General features: G+C 63.6%; 16 protein-coding genes. 10 read left to right on the top strand and 6 right to left on the bottom strand.

Features of this window, described 5'->3' with window-relative positions:
* The first annotated feature begins 68 nt into the window (after window positions 1-68).
* The 3 genes from aspT (at window position 69) to B0G74_RS16630 (ending at window position 4881) form a co-directional block, all read left to right on the top strand.
* A complete protein-coding gene (gene aspT / locus B0G74_RS16640) occupies window positions 69-1751 on the top strand; it encodes an aspartate-alanine antiporter (RefSeq protein ID WP_132375955.1) in 1683 nt (560 codons plus the stop codon).
* Window positions 1752-1840: 89 nt separating this feature from the next.
* Window positions 1841-3505, top strand: coding sequence for a bifunctional aspartate transaminase/aspartate 4-decarboxylase (locus B0G74_RS16635; RefSeq protein ID WP_132375954.1), 1665 nt, complete (start codon window positions 1841-1843; stop codon window positions 3503-3505).
* Between the two features lie 152 nt (window positions 3506-3657).
* Window positions 3658-4881: an alanine--glyoxylate aminotransferase family protein gene (locus tag B0G74_RS16630; RefSeq protein ID WP_132376977.1), complete on the top strand. Its 1224-nt coding sequence runs from the start codon at window positions 3658-3660 to the stop codon at window positions 4879-4881.
* Window positions 4882-5144: 263 nt separating this feature from the next.
* Here the strand turns inward: B0G74_RS16630 and B0G74_RS16625 are convergent, their stop codons facing one another.
* Entirely contained in the window at window positions 5145-6356 is a 1212-nt protein-coding gene (locus tag B0G74_RS16625) for an MFS transporter (RefSeq protein WP_132375953.1), read from the bottom strand.
* Window positions 6357-6745: 389 nt separating this feature from the next.
* Here B0G74_RS16625 and xdhA point away from each other — a divergent pair, with 389 nt between their 5' ends.
* From xdhA to xdhC, 3 genes are read left to right on the top strand one after another with little or no spacing between them, the layout of a single operon-like run.
* Window positions 6746-8269 (top strand): xanthine dehydrogenase small subunit, encoded by a 1524-nt coding sequence (xdhA, locus tag B0G74_RS16620; protein ID WP_132375952.1) that lies wholly within the window; start codon window positions 6746-6748, stop codon window positions 8267-8269.
* Window positions 8270-8301: 32 nt separating this feature from the next.
* On the top strand, window positions 8302-10674 hold the full coding sequence (xdhB, locus tag B0G74_RS16615; protein WP_132375951.1) for a xanthine dehydrogenase molybdopterin binding subunit: 2373 nt from the start codon (window positions 8302-8304) through the stop codon (window positions 10672-10674).
* Between the two features lie 52 nt (window positions 10675-10726).
* Window positions 10727-11293 (top strand): xanthine dehydrogenase accessory protein XdhC, encoded by a 567-nt coding sequence (xdhC, locus tag B0G74_RS16610; RefSeq protein ID WP_132375950.1) that lies wholly within the window; start codon window positions 10727-10729, stop codon window positions 11291-11293.
* A gap of 63 nt (window positions 11294-11356) precedes the next feature.
* Here xdhC and B0G74_RS16605 read toward each other — a convergent pair whose 3' ends face one another.
* The 3 genes from B0G74_RS16605 to B0G74_RS16595 all read right to left on the bottom strand — a co-directional run bounded on the left by B0G74_RS16605 (window position 11357) and on the right by B0G74_RS16595 (window position 14705).
* Window positions 11357-12337 carry a LysR substrate-binding domain-containing protein gene (locus B0G74_RS16605; RefSeq protein ID WP_132375949.1) on the bottom strand — a complete coding sequence of 327 codons (981 nt, stop codon included), beginning with the start codon at window positions 12335-12337 and terminating at the stop codon, window positions 11357-11359.
* Between the two features lie 139 nt (window positions 12338-12476).
* Window positions 12477-13127 carry a 2-hydroxychromene-2-carboxylate isomerase gene (locus B0G74_RS16600; RefSeq protein ID WP_132375948.1) on the bottom strand — a complete coding sequence of 217 codons (651 nt, stop codon included), beginning with the start codon at window positions 13125-13127 and terminating at the stop codon, window positions 12477-12479.
* A gap of 93 nt (window positions 13128-13220) precedes the next feature.
* The gene (locus B0G74_RS16595) at window positions 13221-14705 is read right to left on the bottom strand and encodes a TAXI family TRAP transporter solute-binding subunit (RefSeq protein ID WP_132375947.1); all 1485 of its coding nucleotides are present in this window, start codon (window positions 14703-14705) and stop codon (window positions 13221-13223) included.
* A 605-nt stretch (window positions 14706-15310) separates the two neighbouring features.
* Between B0G74_RS16595 and B0G74_RS16590 the strand changes: the two genes are divergently transcribed.
* From B0G74_RS16590 to B0G74_RS16585, 3 genes are read left to right on the top strand one after another with little or no spacing between them, the layout of a single operon-like run.
* A complete protein-coding gene (locus B0G74_RS16590; RefSeq protein WP_132375946.1) occupies window positions 15311-15664 on the top strand; it encodes a BON domain-containing protein in 354 nt (117 codons plus the stop codon).
* A 38-nt stretch (window positions 15665-15702) separates the two neighbouring features.
* The gene (locus B0G74_RS45795) at window positions 15703-15864 is read left to right on the top strand and encodes a hypothetical protein (protein ID WP_165923872.1); all 162 of its coding nucleotides are present in this window, start codon (window positions 15703-15705) and stop codon (window positions 15862-15864) included.
* 47 nt (window positions 15865-15911) lie between these two features.
* Window positions 15912-16160: a hypothetical protein gene (locus B0G74_RS16585; RefSeq protein ID WP_132375945.1), complete on the top strand. Its 249-nt coding sequence runs from the start codon at window positions 15912-15914 to the stop codon at window positions 16158-16160.
* A gap of 45 nt (window positions 16161-16205) precedes the next feature.
* Here B0G74_RS16585 and B0G74_RS16580 read toward each other — a convergent pair whose 3' ends face one another.
* Both B0G74_RS16580 and B0G74_RS16575 read right to left on the bottom strand, forming a co-directional pair.
* Window positions 16206-16994 carry a sulfite exporter TauE/SafE family protein gene (locus B0G74_RS16580; protein ID WP_132375944.1) on the bottom strand — a complete coding sequence of 263 codons (789 nt, stop codon included), beginning with the start codon at window positions 16992-16994 and terminating at the stop codon, window positions 16206-16208.
* A gap of 118 nt (window positions 16995-17112) precedes the next feature.
* Window positions 17113-18057, bottom strand: a complete 945-nt coding sequence (locus B0G74_RS16575; RefSeq protein WP_132375943.1) for a LysR substrate-binding domain-containing protein — start codon at window positions 18055-18057, stop codon at window positions 17113-17115.
* Window positions 18058-18120: 63 nt separating this feature from the next.
* Here B0G74_RS16575 and B0G74_RS16570 point away from each other — a divergent pair, with 63 nt between their 5' ends.
* On the top strand, window positions 18121-19023 hold the full coding sequence (locus B0G74_RS16570) for an EamA family transporter (RefSeq protein ID WP_132375942.1): 903 nt from the start codon (window positions 18121-18123) through the stop codon (window positions 19021-19023).

Here is a 19023-nt window from a genome sequence, read left to right as displayed (position 1 = left end):
ACGATTGCGCCTCGCATGCGCGGGCCGCACCCAGTACTCAGTATCGCAAACTATCCAGCGAGGGCACGATGGACTGGCTACATCACATCTTTCAGAAATCACCCGAGATCGCGCTGTTTCTGTCGCTCGCAGCCGGCTACTTCATCGGGCAGATCAACTTCGGCAAGTTCCAGTTGGGCGGTGTGGGCGGGTCGCTGCTGGCCGCGGTCGTCATCAGCCAGGCGGGCGTGACCATCGACAACGGTGTGAAGTCGGTGATGTTCGCCGTCTTCATCTACGCCGTCGGCTACGACTCCGGTCCGGGCTTCTTCAATTCGCTGAACCGCAAGACGCTGCGTGAGATTGCGATGGCCGTCTTCCTGGCGGTCACCGCGCTGATCACCGTGGTGGTGTGCGCGAAGCTGTTCCACCTGAACAAGGGCCTCGCCGCCGGGCTCGCGGGCGGCGCGCTGACGCAGTCGGCGATTATCGGCACGGCGGGCGACGCGATCGCGCGTCTCGGCCTGCCTGCCGATCAGGTCAAGTCGCTGCAATCAGACGTGGCGATTGCCTACGCGGTGACCTACGTGTTCGGCTCGCTGGGCGCGATCATCGTGTGCGTGAACATTCTGCCCAAGTTCATGGGGCAGAGTTTGCGCGACGCCTCGATCCAGGCGGAACGGGAGTTGTCCTCCGGTGCGCCGTCCATCGCGCCGGGACAGCTTTCCGCGTTGCCCGAGATGGTCGGCCGAGCGTACAAGATCGATGTCAGCGCTGGGAAAACGGTGAAGGCCGTCGAGACGCAACATCAGGACATGCTGACGATCGAGCGGATCAAGCGTGACGGGCAGCAACTCGATCCAACGCCCGATCTGGTGTTGAAGCCCGATGACGTGGTGCTGGTTGTTGGCCGCCGCGAGGCTGTGGTCGCATTCGGTGCGAGCGGCGGCGAAGTTGCCGCGGTCGAAGACATCGGCGTGGTCATGCAGACACGCGAAGCCGTGTTCACACGCAAAGGCATGAACCACACAACGATCGCCGCCGCGCGGGAAGTGCTGGATCGTGATATGCGCCACGGCGTCTACATCCAGGGCATATCGCGCGCCGGCCAGCCGCTGCCGATTCTGCCGGAGACCAAGCTGGAACACGGCGACGTGATCACCTTCTACGGTTCGCCGAAAGACACCAAGCGCGCCGTCGACGCAGCCGGCTACGAGCTGCCGTACAGCATCAAGACCGACTTCATCTATATGGGCGTCGGCATCGTGCTGGGCTTGCTGATCGGACTGATCGTCATCGACGTGGGCGGCATTCCGCTCACGCTCGGTTCGGGCGGCGGCTGTCTGCTGGCTGGGCTGCTGTTCGGCTGGATGCGCGGCAAGCACCCGATGTACGGCGTGATGCCGACGGCGGCCTCGCAGTTGCTGAAGGACTTCGGCCTCGCGGCTTTCGTCGCGGTGGTCGGGCTGAACTCCGGCTTGCAGGCCGTGGTCACCGTCAAGCAGAGCGGCATGACGATCTTCCTGCTCGGCGTGTTCGTCACGTTGTTTCCGCTGCTGCTCACCATGCTGTTCGGCCGCTACGTGCTGAAGTACAACAACGCGGCCATCCTGGCCGGCGCGCTGACCGGCTCACGCAGCGCGAATCCGGCATTCGGCGGCGTGCTCGACAAGGCGGAAAGCGCCGTGCCGACCGTGCCGTTCGCGATCACGTATGCCATCGCGAACGTCGCGTTGACGCTGCTCGGCCCGCTCGTGGTCGGGCTCGTCTAGCGCGGGCGTCTATCGATCTCTCACGCCGGCGCTTATCGGGCGATCATCCGCCACGCCGGCGTCTTTCACTTGGCTCAGGAGAACGCATCATGGCAAAAGAGAAGGGCGACAAGAAACACTCGGATATGGCACAAGCAGGTATGGCTGCGCTCAGCCCGTTCGAGCTGAAGGACGAATTGATCAAGGCCGCCGGCGGCGGCGCCGTGGAGCGGCCCGCCAACGCATCGATGCTCAACGCCGGCCGCGGCAATCCGAATTTTCTCGCGACGATTCCGCGCCACGGCTTCTGGCAACTCGGCCTCTTTGCGATGCGCGAATCGGAGCGCTCGTTCGCCTACATGCCGGAAGGCGTGGGCGGTTTTCCGCGACGCGACGGCCTCGAAGAGCGCTTCGATCTGTTCCTGCGCGAAAACAAGGGCGTGGCGGGCATCGACTTCCTGCGCGGCGCGGTGTCTTACGTGCGCGACCAGTTGGGATATTCGGCCGGCGACTTCCTGTATGAAATGTGCGAGGGCATTCTCGCTTCGAACTACCCGGTGCCCGACCGCATGCTCAAACTGTCCGAACTGATCGTCGGCCAGTATCTGCGGCGCGAGATGATCGGCGACCATCCGTTCGTCGGCGAATTCGACGTGTTCGCGGTGGAAGGCGGCACGGCGGCAATGACGTACATCTTCAACACGATGCGCGAGAACCACCTGATCAAGACCGGCGACACGATCGCGCTCGGCATGCCAATCTTCACGCCGTACATCGAGATTCCGCGCCTGAACGACTACCAGTTGAACGTCGTGAATCTCGAAGCCGACGTGGCCAACGGCTGGCAGTATTCGAAGAAGGAACTCGACAAGCTGCGCGATCCGAAGGTGAAGGCGTTCTTCCTGGTGAACCCTAGCAATCCGCCTTCGGTGAAGATCGACGACGCGAGCCTTCAGTACATTGCCGACATTGTCAAGGAACGGCCCGATCTGATCCTGCTGACCGATGACGTGTACGGCACCTTTGCCGATAACTTTGTGTCGCTGTTCGCGCTCGCGCCCAAGAACACCATTCTCGTGTACTCGTATTCGAAGTACTTCGGCGCGACCGGCTGGCGTCTCGGCACGATCGCGACGCATCGTGACAACGTGCTCGACAGGTTGATCGCCGAACTGCCGAAGGACGCGAAGAAGCAGTTGCACGAGCGCTACGAGTCGATCACGACGGAGCCGGACAAGCTCAAGTTCATCGACCGCCTGGTGGCCGACAGCCGCACCGTCGCGCTGAATCACACCGCAGGCCTGTCGACGCCGCAGCAGGTGCAGATGGTGCTGTTTTCGCTGTTCTCGCTGATGGACACGCCGGACGCGTACAAGAACGCGTTGAAGCGGCTGATTCGCAAGCGCAAGCAGGCGCTCTATGAAGAGGTCGGCATTTCGTTCGAGGACGACGATCCGAATCAGGTCGACTACTACACCATTCTCGACATCGAATTCCTCGGCGAGCGGATGTTCGGGCGCGAGTTCGTCGAGTGGCTACTGAAGAACACGCAGCCTTCCGAACTGCTGTTCCGTCTCGCGCGCGAAGCGCGGGTGGTGCTGCTGCCGGGCCGCGGCTTCGGCACTCAGCATCCGTCGGGGCGCGTCTCGCTGGCCAATCTGAACGAGTCCGACTACCGGCAGATCGGCCGCGCCCTGCGCAAGCTGATCGAAGATTATGTCGAGCGTTTCAATGCGTCCACGGGCAAGAAGCTTGATAAGACCAAGGTGAAGTGACGGGATTGTCCGCCGTGCTGTGCGGTCAAGCATAGTCAAAAAACTTGCGCAATCGCGCGGATCGGTGAATGATCGAACAGGCGGCCTCGCCAGCGTCAATGCTGGCGGGGCCGTTTGCTCCTTTGCGTCCTGACATTCACGTACCGATCATCATGCCGACTTCATCATTCACATCCGCATCTTCCGCAGTGCCCTGTCCGGTTGTCGAGTCGCTCGACGCCATTCTTCCCGAAGAGCCGCTCCTGATGATGGGCGCCGGCCCCGTGCCGATTCCCGCGGCGGTGGCCAAGGCCAACGCGATCGTGATCAATCATCTGGGTGGCACGATGGTGAAGGTGATTGGGCAAGTGAAGTCGATGGCGCGCTATGTGTTCCAGACGAATTCGAAATGGGTGCTGGGCGTGGCCGGGCCTGGATCGGCCGCGATGGAGATGGCGATCTCGAACCTCGCGTGGGAAGGCACGCGTGTGCTGTCCATCAGGAACGGTTTCTTCAGCGAACGGATGGCGGAGATGGGCCGGCGCGTCGGCGCGCGGGTGAGCACGCTCGATGTTGCCGACCGCTCGGTGGCGAGTCTCGAAGAGATTGCCGAGGCGATTCGACGCGAGCGTCCGGAGATCGTGACGGTGGTGCAGGGCGAGACGTCGAATACGGTGTGGAATTATCACCTGAAGGAGATTGCCGCGTTGGCGAAAGCCGCGGGCGCGTTGGTGATCGTCGATGCGGTTTGTACCTTGAGTACGATGCCTTTGGAGATGGATGCCTGGGGGATCGATGCCGTTATTACGGGTGGGCAGAAGGGGTTGTCGTCGATTCCCGGTGTTTCGTTGATCGCGTTTTCGGATGCGGCGTGGGAGCGCGTGAAAGGGCGCACGGCGCCGAATGCGCATTGGTGCCTGGATGCGACGCTTGCGGAGAATTTTTGGCACAACGCGGGGTATCACTATACGGCGCCGGTTTCTGGCGTTTTGGCTTTACACGAAGCTTTGCGGCTTGTTTGTGCCGAGACGCTGGAGAAACGGTTTGCGCGGCATTTGAAGTGTTCGTTGGCGCTGCAGGATGGGGTCGCGGCGATGGGGCTGCGGTTGTATACGCCTGACGCTTGTCGGTTGAATTCTGTTGTTGGCATCGAGGTGCCCGAAGGGTTCAGTCCGGCAGATGTGTGCTCGCATATTTCGCGGATGCATCAGGTGGAGATTTCGGGGTCTTTTGGATTGCCTATCGTTCGCGTGGGACAGATGGGAGAGCAGTGTCGGGAACATAACCTCTTTCGCACTGTGCACGCGCTTGGGAGGACTATGGTGGATCTGGGGGTTAAGGTTGATTTGCCGGCGGGGGTCGCGGCTTTGGAGAGGGGGTTGTCGGGGGGGAGGTAGGTTCTTCTTTGCCTGCTCGGCGCGCTCAAGCCCATCCTCGGCGCGTGCCTTCTGCGTATCCGGCGCTATCTGGACAACCTCAATCGGGTGCTTGCAGTGATCCGCCACCGAGAAAAATGCGAAGCCCCATTTCCATCTTGCGCACAAACTCGCTTGATGGGATGGGGCTTAAGTTGAGAGCATTGCCCCGCAGGGGGCAACGCTAATAGACCACCGTGAACCCAAGGAAAGGCCAAAACTCCCGTACCACAACGCATCCAGACTCAAAGCGCCGCAGGCAAATTATTCACCTTGGCATTGCGCAAATAGAGCAAAGTAGAAAGCCCCACACCTGCGGCAGCGGCAACAGCCGCAAAAAGAAACACCGACCCATACCCAAACTCGCCGGCAATATACCCAGCCAACGGCCCGGTAATCCCGAGAGAAAGATCCAGAAACACGGAATAAGCCGACAAAGCTGCCCCCCGACTGGCCGGCGGCACGAGCCCAACAGCCTCGACCCCGAGAGCCGGAAACACCAAAGCAAACCCAAATCCGGTTAAAGCTGCACCAGCCAGCGCAATATGCGGTTCAGGCGCCAACCACAACATCAACAACCCGGCACATTCAAACGAAAACGAAGCAATCGCGACCCGAAATCCACCGTAGGTCTTGATCGTATTGGCAAACAACAACCGGGCCCCGATGAACAGCGTCCCGAACACCGTCAACGACAACGCCGCATTGGGCCAATGCTTAGCCGCATAAAACAGCGTGATGAAAGTAGCAATCGACCCAAACCCGGCCGAGCCAAGCGCCAACCCGATCCCATGCGGCAGCACCCGCGTGAACACGCTGCGATACGACATGCGCTCGCCGTGCACGATCGGCACCGGCGCCATCGGACGAGCCAGATAAAAACCAAGCGCAGCCAGCAAAATGACCAGAATTCCCAACGCGGCAAACCCGACCGTATGCTCGATCGCCACGCCCAGCGGCGCGCCGACTGCCAGCGCGCCGTAAGTGGCGATGCCATTCCAAGAAATCACTCGCGCATTGTTGCTCGTGCCCACCCGGCCGATACCCCACAGAATCGCCCCCGTGCCGCACAGGCTCTCACCGAACCCCAGCACGAGACGGCTGCAGACCAGGAGGCCGAGGCTCAGCACCGGCCAGCGTCCGCACAGCACAGCCAGCAACAACAGAACCCCGCTTGCGCCACAACCCAGCAAACCGATCGACACGGTCCGCTTCGGCCCCAACGTGTCCGCAGAACGTCCGGCCAGCGGCCGCGACGCCAACGTCGCCAGGTATTGCACGCTGATCGCCGCACCCGCCAGCACGGCGCTGTAACCCAGATCGTCGTGGACGTAGCCCGGCAGTACCGCCAGCGGAATTCCGATCGTCAGATAGCAAAGAAACGTGAAAAAGACGACCGGAATGATCTGCATGGTCGTCGCAAATTCGCTGCGAGGTGTCGCTGAGTCGGTGGACATGGGGAAAACGAGACTTGAAATCGGCGGGAAGGCGTGATTTTCCCATGGAACCGATTCTCTTGCAGGACTTGCTTAATAATTCGTCTAACAAAAACCCGGTGCCGGGACCATATAGTGGTCCGTTTTAGCCTCGTCAGAGGTCACTTTTTCGGTGGGTACATCAAAACTGTCCTCCTCAAATTGGCAAATAATCAACAAAAACAGAAAAAATGCGGTCAAATAACACAACCACCATAAGCCAACCGTCCCCCAAACCCATCTCGATATCTTTTCGCGGATATGTCCCGCATGCGACCCGAGCTATGGGTTGTATTTATTGACGGTGATAGTTTTCGAACCATCACTGCTGCACGTCCCCACGGACACAGAACATTCGAGAGTAACGAGACATGACTGAGCCGATTCGCTTCTACCACCGCAACGCGATCCGCGAGATCAAGGACGCGCCCGTCACCCGCACCGTCCTGCAATATCTGCGCGAAGACGCGCATTGCACGGGCACCAAGGAAGGCTGCGCCGAAGGCGATTGCGGCGCGTGCACGGTCGTGATCGGCGAGCGCAACGAGGCGGGCGGCGTCGACTTCAAGGCGGTCAACGCCTGCATCCAGTTCGTGCCGACGCTCGACGGCAAAGCGCTCTACACCGTCGAAGACCTGCGCCAACCGGACGGCTCGCTGCATCCCGTGCAGGAAGCGATGGTGGAGTGCCACGGCTCGCAGTGCGGTTTCTGCACGCCGGGCTTCGTCATGTCGATGTGGTCGCTGTACGAAAAGCACGGCCACGAACATAGCTGCGCGAACAAGAGCGTGCCGTCGCGTGACGCGATCAGCAACGCGCTGACCGGCAATCTGTGCCGCTGCACGGGCTATCGTCCGATCATCGACGCGGCAGTGCGCATGTTCGAAGCGCCCGCGCCGAAAGCGCCGGTCAACATCGAAGCATTGTCGAAAACGCTCGCCACGCTCGAACGCAAGGACACTTTCCACTACCAGCACGCCGGCCAGCAGTTCGCTGCGCCGCGCACGGTCGAAGCGCTCGCAAAGATCAAGGAAGCCGAACCGGCCACGCGTATCCTCGCCGGCAGCACGGACATCGGCTTGTGGGTCACCAAGATGATGCGCGACCTCGGCAACATCGTGTATGTCGGGCAGATCGCCGAATTGCAGAAGCTCGAGACCAACGACGAATGGATCGAGATCGGCGCGGGCGTGAGCGTCGAAAAGGCTTACGCGGAAATCGCGAAGCAATACCCCGAACTGAACGAGATGTGGCAGCGTTTCGCGTCGCTGCCGATTCGTAACGCCGGCACGCTCGGCGGCAATATCGCCAACGGTTCGCCGATCGGCGATTCGATGCCGGGCCTGATCGCCCTCGGCGCGCGCGTGATCGTGCGCGGCGGCGAGATCGAGCGCGAAATGCCGCTCGAAGACTTGTACCTCGCGTATCAGAAGAAGGACATGGCGGAGCACGAGTTCGTCGTCGGACTGAAAGTGCCGACGCGCACCGGCGTGCGTCAGAACCTGCAGTTCCGCACTTACAAACTCTCGAAGCGCTTCGATTCGGACATCTCGGCGGTGTGCGCCGCGTTCGCCTTCATCGCCGACGGCAACCTGATCCGCGAGCCGCGCATTGCGTTCGGCGGCATGGCTGCCACGTCCAAGCGCGCGACGCATGCGGAAGCCGTGTTGCGCGACGCCGAATGGCACGAAGCCACCGCGCAGGCCGCGATGCTCGCGCTCGGCAACGACTACGCGCCGCTGTCGGACATGCGCGCCACCAGCAACTACCGCCTCGAATCGGCGAAGAACACGCTGTACCGCTTCTGGCTCGAAACGCGTCCGAACAATCCGCTGCCCAAGAGCGCGCTGGATGTGCGCGCGGTCGCCGCGGCCTGCGCGCCGGCCGCCGTCTAAGCAGAAGCCCAAAGGATACGGAGAACACAACAATGAATCAGCAAGCCGAACCGTTCCTGAAAGACCTTCAGGATCTCGACGACTTCACCCAGGTGCACATCTCGCGTCCGCACGAGTCCGCGCATCTGCACGTGAGCGGCCGCGCCACGTACACCGACGACATCCCGACGCTCGCCGGCACGCTGCACGCCGCGCTCGGCCTGTCCTCGAAAGCGCATGCGAAGATCGTCTCGATGTCGCTCGACAAGGTGCGCGCCACGCCGGGCGTGGTCGCGATCTTCACCGCCGACGATATTCCGGGCGTCAACGACGTCGGCCCGATCATCCACGGCGACGATCCGATTCTCGCCGACGGTCTCGTGCAATACATCGGCCAGCCGATCTTCATCGTGGTCGCGACGTCGCATGAAACCGCGCGTCTCGCCGCGCGCCGCGCCGAAGTCGTCTACGAGGAACTGCCGGCGATTCTGACCGCGCAGCAGGCGCGCGCCGCGAACCAGCACGTGCTGCCGCCGATGAAACTCGCGCGCGGCGAGGCGGACACCAAGATCGCCCGCGCCGCGCGTCGCGAAGCCGGCGAAATGTTGCTCGGCGGTCAGGAACAGTTCTATCTGGAAGGTCAGATTTCGTATGCGGTGCCGAAGGACGACGACGGCATGCACGTCTACTGTTCGACGCAGCATCCGACCGAAATGCAGCACATGGTCGCGCATGCATTGGGCGTGGCGTCGCACAACGTGTTGATCGAATGCCGCCGCATGGGTGGCGGTTTCGGCGGCAAGGAATCGCAATCGGGTCTGTTCGCGTGCTGCGCGGCGCTCGCCGCATGGAAGCTGCTGTGCCCGGTGAAACTGCGTCCGGACCGCGACGACGACATGATGGTCACTGGCAAGCGCCACGACTTCCACTATACGTATGAAGTCGGCTACGACGACAAGGGCGTGATCGACGGCGTGACGGTCGACATGACCTCGCGTTGCGGCTTCTCCGCCGACCTGTCCGGTCCGGTGATGACGCGCGCGCTGTGCCACTTCGACAACGCGTACTGGCTCTCCGACGTCACGATCGACGGCTTCTGCGGCAAGACCAACACGCAGTCGAATACGGCGTTCCGCGGTTTCGGCGGTCCGCAAGGCGCGTTCGCGATCGAATACATCATGGACAACGTCGCGCGCTCGGTCGGTGAAGATTCGCTCGACGTGCGCCGCCGCAATCTGTATGGCAAGACGGAGCGTAACCAGACGCCGTACGGTCAGATCGTCGAAGACAACGTGATTCACGAGTTGATCGACGAACTCGAAGCGACCAGCGAATACCGCGCGCGTCGCGCGGCGATCAACGAGTTCAACGCGAATAACGAAATACTGAAGAAGGGCATGGCGCTCACGCCGGTCAAGTTCGGCATCGCGTTCAACGTGACTCACTTCAACCAGGCCGGCGCGCTGGTTCACATCTACACCGACGGTTCGGTGCTGGTGAACCACGGTGGCACCGAAATGGGCCAGGGCTTGAACACGAAGGTCGCGCAGGTCGTCGCGCATGAACTGGGCATTGGTTTCAACCGCATTCGCGTCACGGCCACCGACACCAGCAAGATCGCCAATACGTCGGCGACGGCGGCCTCGACGGGTTCCGATCTGAACGGCAAGGCTGCGCAGGACGCCGCGCGTCAGTTGCGCGAACGTCTGTCGGCGTTTGCCGCCGAGCGTTTCGGCGCGGGGCAGGTGAGCGCGTCGGAAGTGCGCTTCGTGCATGACCGCGTGGTGGTGGGCGACGCGATTGTGCCGTTCGAAGAAGTGATCGCGAAGGCTTACGTCGCGCGTATTCAGCTCTGGTCGGACGGTTTCTACGCGACGCCGAAGCTTTACTGGGATCAATCGAAGCTGCAAGGCCGGCCGTTCTACTACTACTCGTACGGCGCGGCCGTATCGGAAGTGGTGATCGACACGCTGACCGGCGAAATGCGCGTGCTGCGCGCGGACGCGTTGCACGACGTGGGCGCTTCGTTGAATCCGGCGCTCGATGTCGGCCAGGTGGAAGGCGCGTTCATTCAGGGCATGGGCTGGCTCACGACCGAAGAACTGTGGTGGAACGCCGGCGGCAAGTTGATGACGCATGCGCCGTCCACCTACAAGATTCCGACCGTCAACGATACGCCGCCCGACTTCCGCGTGCGTCTCTTCAAAAACCGCAACGCGGAAGACAGCATCCATCGCTCGAAGGCGACCGGCGAGCCACCGCTGCTGCTGCCGTTCTCGGTGTTCTTCGCCGTGCGCGATGCAGTGTCGGCCGTGGGCGACCACAAGGTCAATCCGCCGCTGAATGCGCCCGCGACCAGCGAGGAAATCCTCAAGGCGGTCGGCGCGGTGCGGGCCGCAACCGCAACGCCGCGGCAACCAGCGTAGCAATGAGCCGGGAAAGAAGCGCGTGAACAACACACTCACTGGAATGATCGCCATGAACGATTTTTCATCCGTTCAGATCGGCCGACGCAGCGCCGTGCAGACGCCGCGTCCGGCGCCGATGCATATCGTGCTGTTCGGCGCGGGGCACGTCGGACACGCGCTCATCAAGCTGCTCGGCAGCTTGCCGTGCGTCGTCCAGTGGGTCGACGAGCGCGACGAACTGTTCCCCGACGAAACGCCCGCCAACGTGCAGATCGAAGCGACCGACACGCCGGACGCGATCGTCGATACGGCGCCGCCCGGCGCGTACTTTCTCGTGATGACGCACAATCACGCGCTCGATTTCTCGCTCGCCGCACGCATCATGCGGCGGCGCGATTTCACCTACTTCGGCATGATCGGTTCAAAGACGAAGCGCGTGAAATTCGAGCGTCGCTTGCTCGATCGTGGCGTGGATCTGGACCGGCTGGTGGAGATGACGTGTCCGATCGGCGTGGCCGGTATCGTCGATAAGGCGCCTTCGGCGATCGCCGTGGCGGTGTGCGCGGAGTTGCTGCAGATTCGTACGCGGCCGGTCGTGGCGCAGCTCGCAACGCAGCAGCTCTGCGCGAGTGTCTGATAGCTAGAAGTCGATCAAGACGAAGGCGTTCAACCGCCGCCGATCGCACTGCAAACCCAAACGTCAGCCCATCGCGGCTGACGTTTCCTTTTTGGGCGCCCGTTTCGCGCGCCGCACCTTCTGCGCGACCAGCGTATCCGACACCTCGGACATCAGCGTACGCAGCCAGCCGACATCGCTCGGCCGGTCCGGCTGCGGATGCCACAACTGATAGCACTTGATGCGCGGAAACGGAATCGGCACATCGACCACCGCGAGCGGCAGCATGTCCGCGTAGTGCATCGCAAAGCGGCGCGTGGTCGTGAAGATCAGATCGGATTGCAGCAGCGTTTGCGGGACCAGTCCGAAGTAGGGCAGCGTGGCGACGATACGGCGCTCGGCGCGCGCCCGCGCGAAACCAATGTCGATGGCGCCGCTGCTCGCGCCGCTATAGGCCGTCGGCGCCAGATGCGGCGCGGCGAGATACGCCTCGCGCGTCAACGGCATGCGCGTCAGCGGATGATCGGCGCGCATCATGCACACGACCGTGTCGGAGAACAGATCGCTGCGCTCGAAGCGCGGCTCGGGCTTCGGCCAGTTGCCGATCACCAGATCGAGTTCGCCGGCATCGAGCGCGGCCGAATGATCGAGCATCGGGCTCAACGAATCGATCTCAAGCCGCGCGTGCGGCGCCGCCTCGCGAAACTGCGCGATCACTGTCGGCATGAAGAAGTCGTTCAGATAATCCGGCGCGGCCACGCGAAACGTACGGCGCGAGCGGCCGGGATCGAAGTCGCCATGCGGTGTCGCGACGAAATCGACTTCGCGCAGCACGCGCTGCGCGGAAGCCAGCAACGATTCGCCGTATTCGGTCGGCACCATGCCCGACTTGCCGCGCACGAGGATCGGGTCGTTCAGCGTCTCGCGCAGTTTGCGCAGCGCGGTGCTGATGGCAGGCTGGGTCTGATTCAGACGCAACGCGGTCTGCGTGACGCTGCGCTCGACCAGCAGCGTGCGCAGCACGCGCACGAGCCAGATATCGAGGGAGGCGGCGGTGTCGTCCATGATTTAAGCGAGGCGGGGCAAACGGATCATTCGATAAGGCGTCGTACGGAGCCGCCCGCGAGAGTCTCGTGAGAGCGCAACGCCAACGCGCACGGCGCGAAGGTCATAACCTTAGGCCCGCTTTACGCTTACGTATCGCCTACGGTTGAATGTCCGCAAGCCCCGACGGCAGCGAACTGATCCGTTTGACTTCTCTCGATTCGAGCCAGTTCGGCGTGCGCGCGCAATACAGCACCATGGGCAACGCGTCCTCCCCCCAGAACAATTGATCGTTCAGAAAGAAGGTCGGCACGCCGTACACGCCGAGGCCGATCGCATCCGCCGTGTTGCGCTGCAATTGCGCCAGCACGGCTGCGCTTCTGATGATCTCCGGACCGTCGGGCATACCGACGCGGTCGCACAACTCGGCAAAGGCTTCGTCAGTGGACGGATCGCGGCCTTCACGCCAGATGAATCGGAAAATCTCGCGCACGAAGTTGATGTCGCCATTCGCCGCGGTGGCGAGCAGCAACGGCTTCATGGAATCGAACGGATGCGCCGGCGGCATCTTGTACGGAATGCCGAGTTGCTCCGCGCGAAACAGCGCGTGCCGGTACAGGAAGGTGCGTTTCGAGGGCACGCCGTAAGCCGGCCGCTGTCCCCAGTGACGATACAGATCATTCAGTACGACCGGCGTGAACACGAAGTCGAAGCCCGGCCATTTGTCGTGTTGCTCCAGCAACAGGTAGGTAAACGGCGAGACAAAGTCGTAGAACCACAGCGGTTGCCTGGCGTCGATGCCAACGGTCATAAATGTCTCCCGAATTGCCGGTTCCGCACGGCGCGTCTGCTGCACCGTCGGATTTGTAATGATCTTACGCGGTGCAGCCGCGGCTTGCACCCGTCAATATGGTTTCGCGTCGTGGTCGTCGCGCGTTTCGCCGATTTCAGCCGCTTCGTTCGCGGCGGGCGGCGTGGGTCCGGCGCCTGCTTCGTCCGATCCGTTCTCCGCGCCTTCCGCTTCGTTGGCGGCGTCGTCGCGCTGGGCGTCTCGGGCCTGCATGAGCCGCTGGCGCACGAAGCCGATATGCTCGCGCAGCACGTAGAACTGATCCGCATAGGCGAGCGGCATCTTCAGACCGTTGACCGACTCCTCGATCGCGTCGAGCCGCTCGATCAGCGACGCGCGCTCGGCGGGCGAATGGTCGCTGAGCGCGCTGCGTTCGATCGCGATCAGCGCGCCGTACCAGCGATAAATGCGCGATTTCACCCGCCACGCATACAGCGACGGCACCAGACGCAACGCCGGCACCAGCAACACGATCAGCGGCACCACGACCACCAGCAGGCGGTCAGCGAGACTCGCGAGCCAGAACGGCAGGATGCGGTAGAGGAAGCTCTTGCCGGACTTGTAGTAGCGCGCGGCGTCGTCGCTGACCGGGAAATCGTGGGCGAGCGGCGCGGGGAATTCGCCGGCGCGCTGCATGATGTTCGCCTTGCCGTGCACCTCGCGCGCGGCTTCGATCAGCAGGTCGGAAAGCGCGGGATGCAGCGAATCGCGCGCCACCAGCTCGGCGGTCGGCGCCACCATATGAATCGGCGCGGACGGCAGGTTCTTGCCGAGGTCGAACGCGCCCATCGGCATTTCGAGTTGCGTGAGGTAGGGAAAGCGCCGCGTGTAGGCGTCGGCCTGCGAGAAATCGTAGAACTGCACGTTCGGCGTGCGGTAGAGCTTGCCCATCACCGCGGGTTGCGCCGAATCGCCGGCGAGGAACGCCGCGTCGACCTTGCCGGAGACGAGTGCTTCGGCGGCGTCGTCGCCCGAAAGCGGCAGGAGTTTGGTTGCGCCGCCCGGCACGATGCCGTTCGCCTTGAGCAGCGCGAGCGCCAGTTCGCGCGTGCCGCTACCTTCGGCGCCGACTGCGAGCCGCTGGCCCTTGAACTCGGAGAGCCGCGTGACGGTCGGCCCGTGATAGAAGATCGCGAGCGGCACATAGGCCACGCTGCCGAGCGACATCAGCCCGTCGGCCGCCGCGCCGGGCGCGACGCCGTCCTGCACGAAGGCGACATCGACGCCGGACTTCGGATCAGACAGCCGCTTGAGATTCTGCAGCGAACCTTCCGACGACAGCACGTTCAGCGTGATGCGGTTGCGCGCCAGAATCGCTTTGTACTTTTGCGCTGCGGTCCAGAAGGTGCTGCCTTCGGGGCCGGCGCTGATGGTCAGCGTGCTGGGCGGCGCGGGCTGGATCAGCCGCACGGCGAACCAGATCGCGACGGCGGCGATCAGCAGGATCGGCCCGAACGAAACCGCGAGATCGCGCCAGGAGATCGCGACGAAACGGGCGACGAGACGGGGAGGGGTTTTGCGGCCGGAGGCTGGCTTCATCGGATGACGTGACGGGCTACGGTCGAAAGTGAACAGGAACGGCGCTCCGCCGCGCGCAAAGCGGTGCGAAGCACGCGCGGCTTGTGGCCAGGCTGCCGCGAAGGGCACGCAAGCCGCGCGGCAGCTTGCGTCGCGCCGATGGTACCTGAGATTCACCGCACGGCGGAACGCGCGGCGGCTGCCAGCGCCGACAAACCCGTAACAAATCGTGAACGTGGCGTGACAGCCCGCGCGTCTGACGCGATTCGCATCTCGAGTGTGACTAAACCCGACTAAACCCTTTGCGCTTCTGGCCCGGCTAGATTAAATTGTGCATCGCTGCCGCGAACAGATGTTTGCGCGGCGCGACCCGGCACGACACACAAGAACCGGGCGCGTCGGCGGACTTCGCGGCTTGCCGGTTTCGTACCGCACTGCATGCCCGTCATCGGTCATCGCAGGCGGCAACGGCAACCGGCCTCTCTCGCCTCTCGCACATCGTGTTACAGCCCTAGTCGGCCGTTGCTCGGCCGCGCCTTGTCGTGCGCGCCCAGCATGGCTGCCGGTAGTCGTAACGAAGCCGCTTGTATATGCGGTCCAATGTGAAGCTAAGGAGAAGAAAAGCTATGAAATCGGTCGGTTTTCTGAAAACGCTGGGCTCGGTTGTGGCAATGGTGGTGGCGTGCAATGTGTACGCTCAGGCAAGCGACGCAACGGCAACCGGCACGACCGCCGCGCCGGCTGCCAGCGCCAAGTCGACCAAGAAGGCGAACAGCCAGCTGGGCCGCAAGGTGCGTAGCGCGCTGGCCAAGACACAGGGCGTCGACGTGTCGAACATCGCCGTGCGTGCTCGTGGCGGCGCGGTGACCCTCACGGGTTCGGTGCCTGACCAAGGCCAGATCGACGCTGCCGGCCAGGCGGCCAAGGGCGTCGCCGGCGTGACGTCGGTGTCGAACAAGCTGACCGTTGTGCAGCAGTAAGCAGGCTGCGGCACCTGGCGCGGACGGCTCACGCCGTCATGCGCCATCGTGATGCAGGCGTGCACCAGGGTTCCGGCAAAAAACCGGAGCCTTTTTTTATTTATTTGGCGATTATTGAAGCGGCGATGATGGGGCTTCGCCGTTTCGAATGGGACGGCGGCGCGGCCACGGTCCGTCTGTGCGCTGTGACACACTGCTGACGCGTTGCAAAGCGTACTGTGATGCGTAAGGAACCGGAGTCAACGTCATGGACACCTCGCTTTTGCGCTATACCGATCTGCCCATCGGCGATCGGGCGGCTTTCGAACTGGTGTGCGCGCGGCACGGTTTTGCACCGGTCCATTTCGACATCAGTGCCTGCGCGGATCCGAGCGATGAAGCGCACGAGCGCCTCGTCACCGTGCGGCGCGGCGGCTGGGCGCAGTCCTATCACGATCGTCACGGTCAATGGATCCGGCAGTTCGAAGCCGATCTGACCTGCCGGTTCTTCAAGTAGCCGCTGGACGTTCGCGCCGCCGTGCGTCGATATCCTTAGGGCGTTTCAGGCCAGCACGAGGCGTACGCCGACCAGTGTGAGCGTGGCGGCGAGCAGGTTGCGCAGCAGCGCGTCCGGCGCGCGCGAGGACAGATAGCTGCCGATCGCGATGCCCGGCAGCGATCCCACCAGCAACGACAGCAGCATCGACCAGTCGATCGAGCCCAGCAGCCAATGGCCGGCGCCCGCCAGCAGGGTGAGCGGCACCGCGTGCGCGATGTCCGATCCGACAATGCGCGTGGTCGGTAAAAGCGGATACAGCAGCAACAGCACCGTCACGCCGATCGCGCCCGCCCCGACCGAAGTCAGCGACACCAGCACGCCGAGCACCGCGCCGGTCAGCATGGTCAGCGCGAGCGTGCGTCCCTGACGCGGCGTGCGCTGTTTGCGCGCGCCGAGCGCCGCGAGTTGCGGACGAAACACCAGCGCCACCGCCGTCACCAGCAACGCCGCGCCGAGCACGACCTGGATCAGCCGGCTCGCGCCCGGCGTGTCCATGCCATAACGATGCAGCAGGATCAGCGTGATCGTGGCGGCCGGCACGCTGCCGGCGGCGAGGCGCAGGGTGATCTGCCAGTCGACGGAGCCCTTCAGGCCGTGCACGAGCGTGCCGGTGGCCTTGGTGGCCGCCGCGTACAGCAGGTCGGTGCCGACCGCGGTGGCCGGGTGCACATTGAACAGCAGGACCAGGATCGGCGTCATCAGCGAGCCGCCGCCGACGCCCGTCAGTCCGACCAGAAAGCCGACGAACAGGCCGGAGACGGAGTACAGCAGATCGATGTGGGGAAGTGCCATTGAGCGGACCGCTGGCGGTCGGGTGGATTGGACGGGTTAGAGGCGGCAAGGCCGGCGCGCCGGCCTTCGACAGTCGATGGAGGGCGGCGCAAAGGCCGCCGCGGCGCGGCGAAAGCCGCTATTGTCGCAAAACTGCCGCGTTTGCGTATGAAGCGGTGCGCTGCGCGGCCTGCATACGATCGATCAGCGCGAGGACTTCGGGCCGGTTTTCGCCTTTCGCATGCACGAAGTAGTAGGTCAGCGGCGAGGCGACTTCATGGCGGCTCACGCGTACGAGGCCGCTGCGCTGCAGATAGGCGTCGGCGAGCGGCACGCGTGCCAGCGCCACGCCGAGTCCCGCTTCCGCGGCGGCCAGCACCAGCGTGTAGTCTTCGAAGCGCCGGTCCTGCGCGCGAGGTTTCAACGGCATGTCCAGCGCATCGAACCATGCGCGCCAGCCTGTCACGTCCGAGTCGTGCAGCAGCGGCATGTCGAGCAGCGCCGCGTCGCCGCGCTTATGCCGCTGCTTCGCCAGTTGCGCGGCCAGTGCGGGATGCGCCACCGGATAGAGCTTCTCCGGCAGGAACGGCTTGACCTCCAGATGACGCCAGTTGCCGCGCCCGTAGCGAATGGCCAGATCCGCGTCGCCGCTGACGATGTCCGCGTTGCGATGGTCGATGTCGAGTTGAATGCGCAGCGCCGGCGCCTCGGTTTCGAACGCCGCCTGGCGCTCGAAGAACCACAGCTTGGCGAACGCGGGCACCACGCTCAGCTTGACCAGTTGCGGGCTGCGCGGCGAACGCCACTGGTCCGCAGCGCTGTCGATAATGCCGAAAGCCTGCTCGATCCGCCCAACAAAACGCTGCCCGTCCGGTGTCAGCCGCACGCCGCGGGCATGGCGTTCGAACAATGTCATGCCGAGCCAGTTTTCTACCGCCGCGACTCGCCGGCTGATCGCGCCGTGCGTGAGTCCGGCGGCTTCCGCAGCGGCGAGGAACGAGCCTTCGCGGGCCACGTGGCAGACGGTTTCGAGGCTGGCGAGCGGCGGCCGCGCGGCCGCGGCGTGTGGCGAGGTGTGAGCCATATTCACATCACGGTGTTCATTTGTGTTCTAGCTTAGCAGCTCATACCGAGGCACGATCGCGGCATGAACACACTCACTTCGCCTCGTCCCTCGCGCTTTGCGCGTCAGCCGCTGTTGGCGGCAGGTGCGGTCGCTTTCACGATTGTGTCGTGGGCATCCGCTTTTCCATTCATTCGGATCGGATTGCAGGGCTTGCCGCCTTTGCAACTGGCGTCCGCGCGATTCGCTACTGCGGCGCTGCTGGTGCTCGCGTGGCTCGCCTACCGGCGCCCGCGTCTGCCGACATGGCCCGATGGCCTGCGCTTCGCGTTGTGCGGTTTTCTCGGCATCGCGCTCTACAACGCGCTGCTCAATACCGGTGAAAAGACCGTGGCCGCGGGCGCGGCGAGTTTCATCGTCAATACGCTGCCGATTTTTACGGCGCTGCTGGCGGCCGTCGTACTCGGCGAGCGTTTCAACCGCTGGGGATGGCTCGGGTCGCTGATAAGCCTGGCGGGTATCGCAGTGATTGCGCGCGGCCAGCCGGGCGGGCTGACGCTCGGCGCGGGCAGCACTCTGATTCTCGGCGCCGCGCTGTGTTCCGCGAGTTACTTCGTGCTGCAGCGGCGTCTGATTCCGGTCTACGGCGCGTTGACCTGCACCGCCTACACATTGCTGGCCGGCGCGCTGCTGCTGACGCCCTGGTTGCCGGGCGCGGTGCATTCACTCGACGGTGCGCCGCGCGGGACGCTGCAGGCGGTGCTGGTGCTCGGCGTGTTTCCCGCGACGCTCGGTTATGCGACGTGGACCTTCGCGCTCGGTCATTTCGGCGCGGCGCGCGCGGCCAATTTTCTCTATCTGACGCCGGCCGTGGCGACAGTCTTGTCCGCGCTGCTGACCGGAGAACGCCCGGGGCTCGCGACGCTATGCGGTGGTTTGCTGGCGATCTGCGGTGTGGTGCTCGTGGCGTTGCGCGGGCGCTCGTGA

The sequence above is a fragment of the Paraburkholderia sp. BL9I2N2 genome, from assembly GCF_004339745.1.
Classification (GTDB): domain Bacteria; phylum Pseudomonadota; class Gammaproteobacteria; order Burkholderiales; family Burkholderiaceae; genus Paraburkholderia.
The sequence above is the reverse complement of the archived record's forward strand: the minus strand, read 5'-3'. Positions and strand labels throughout refer to the sequence as shown.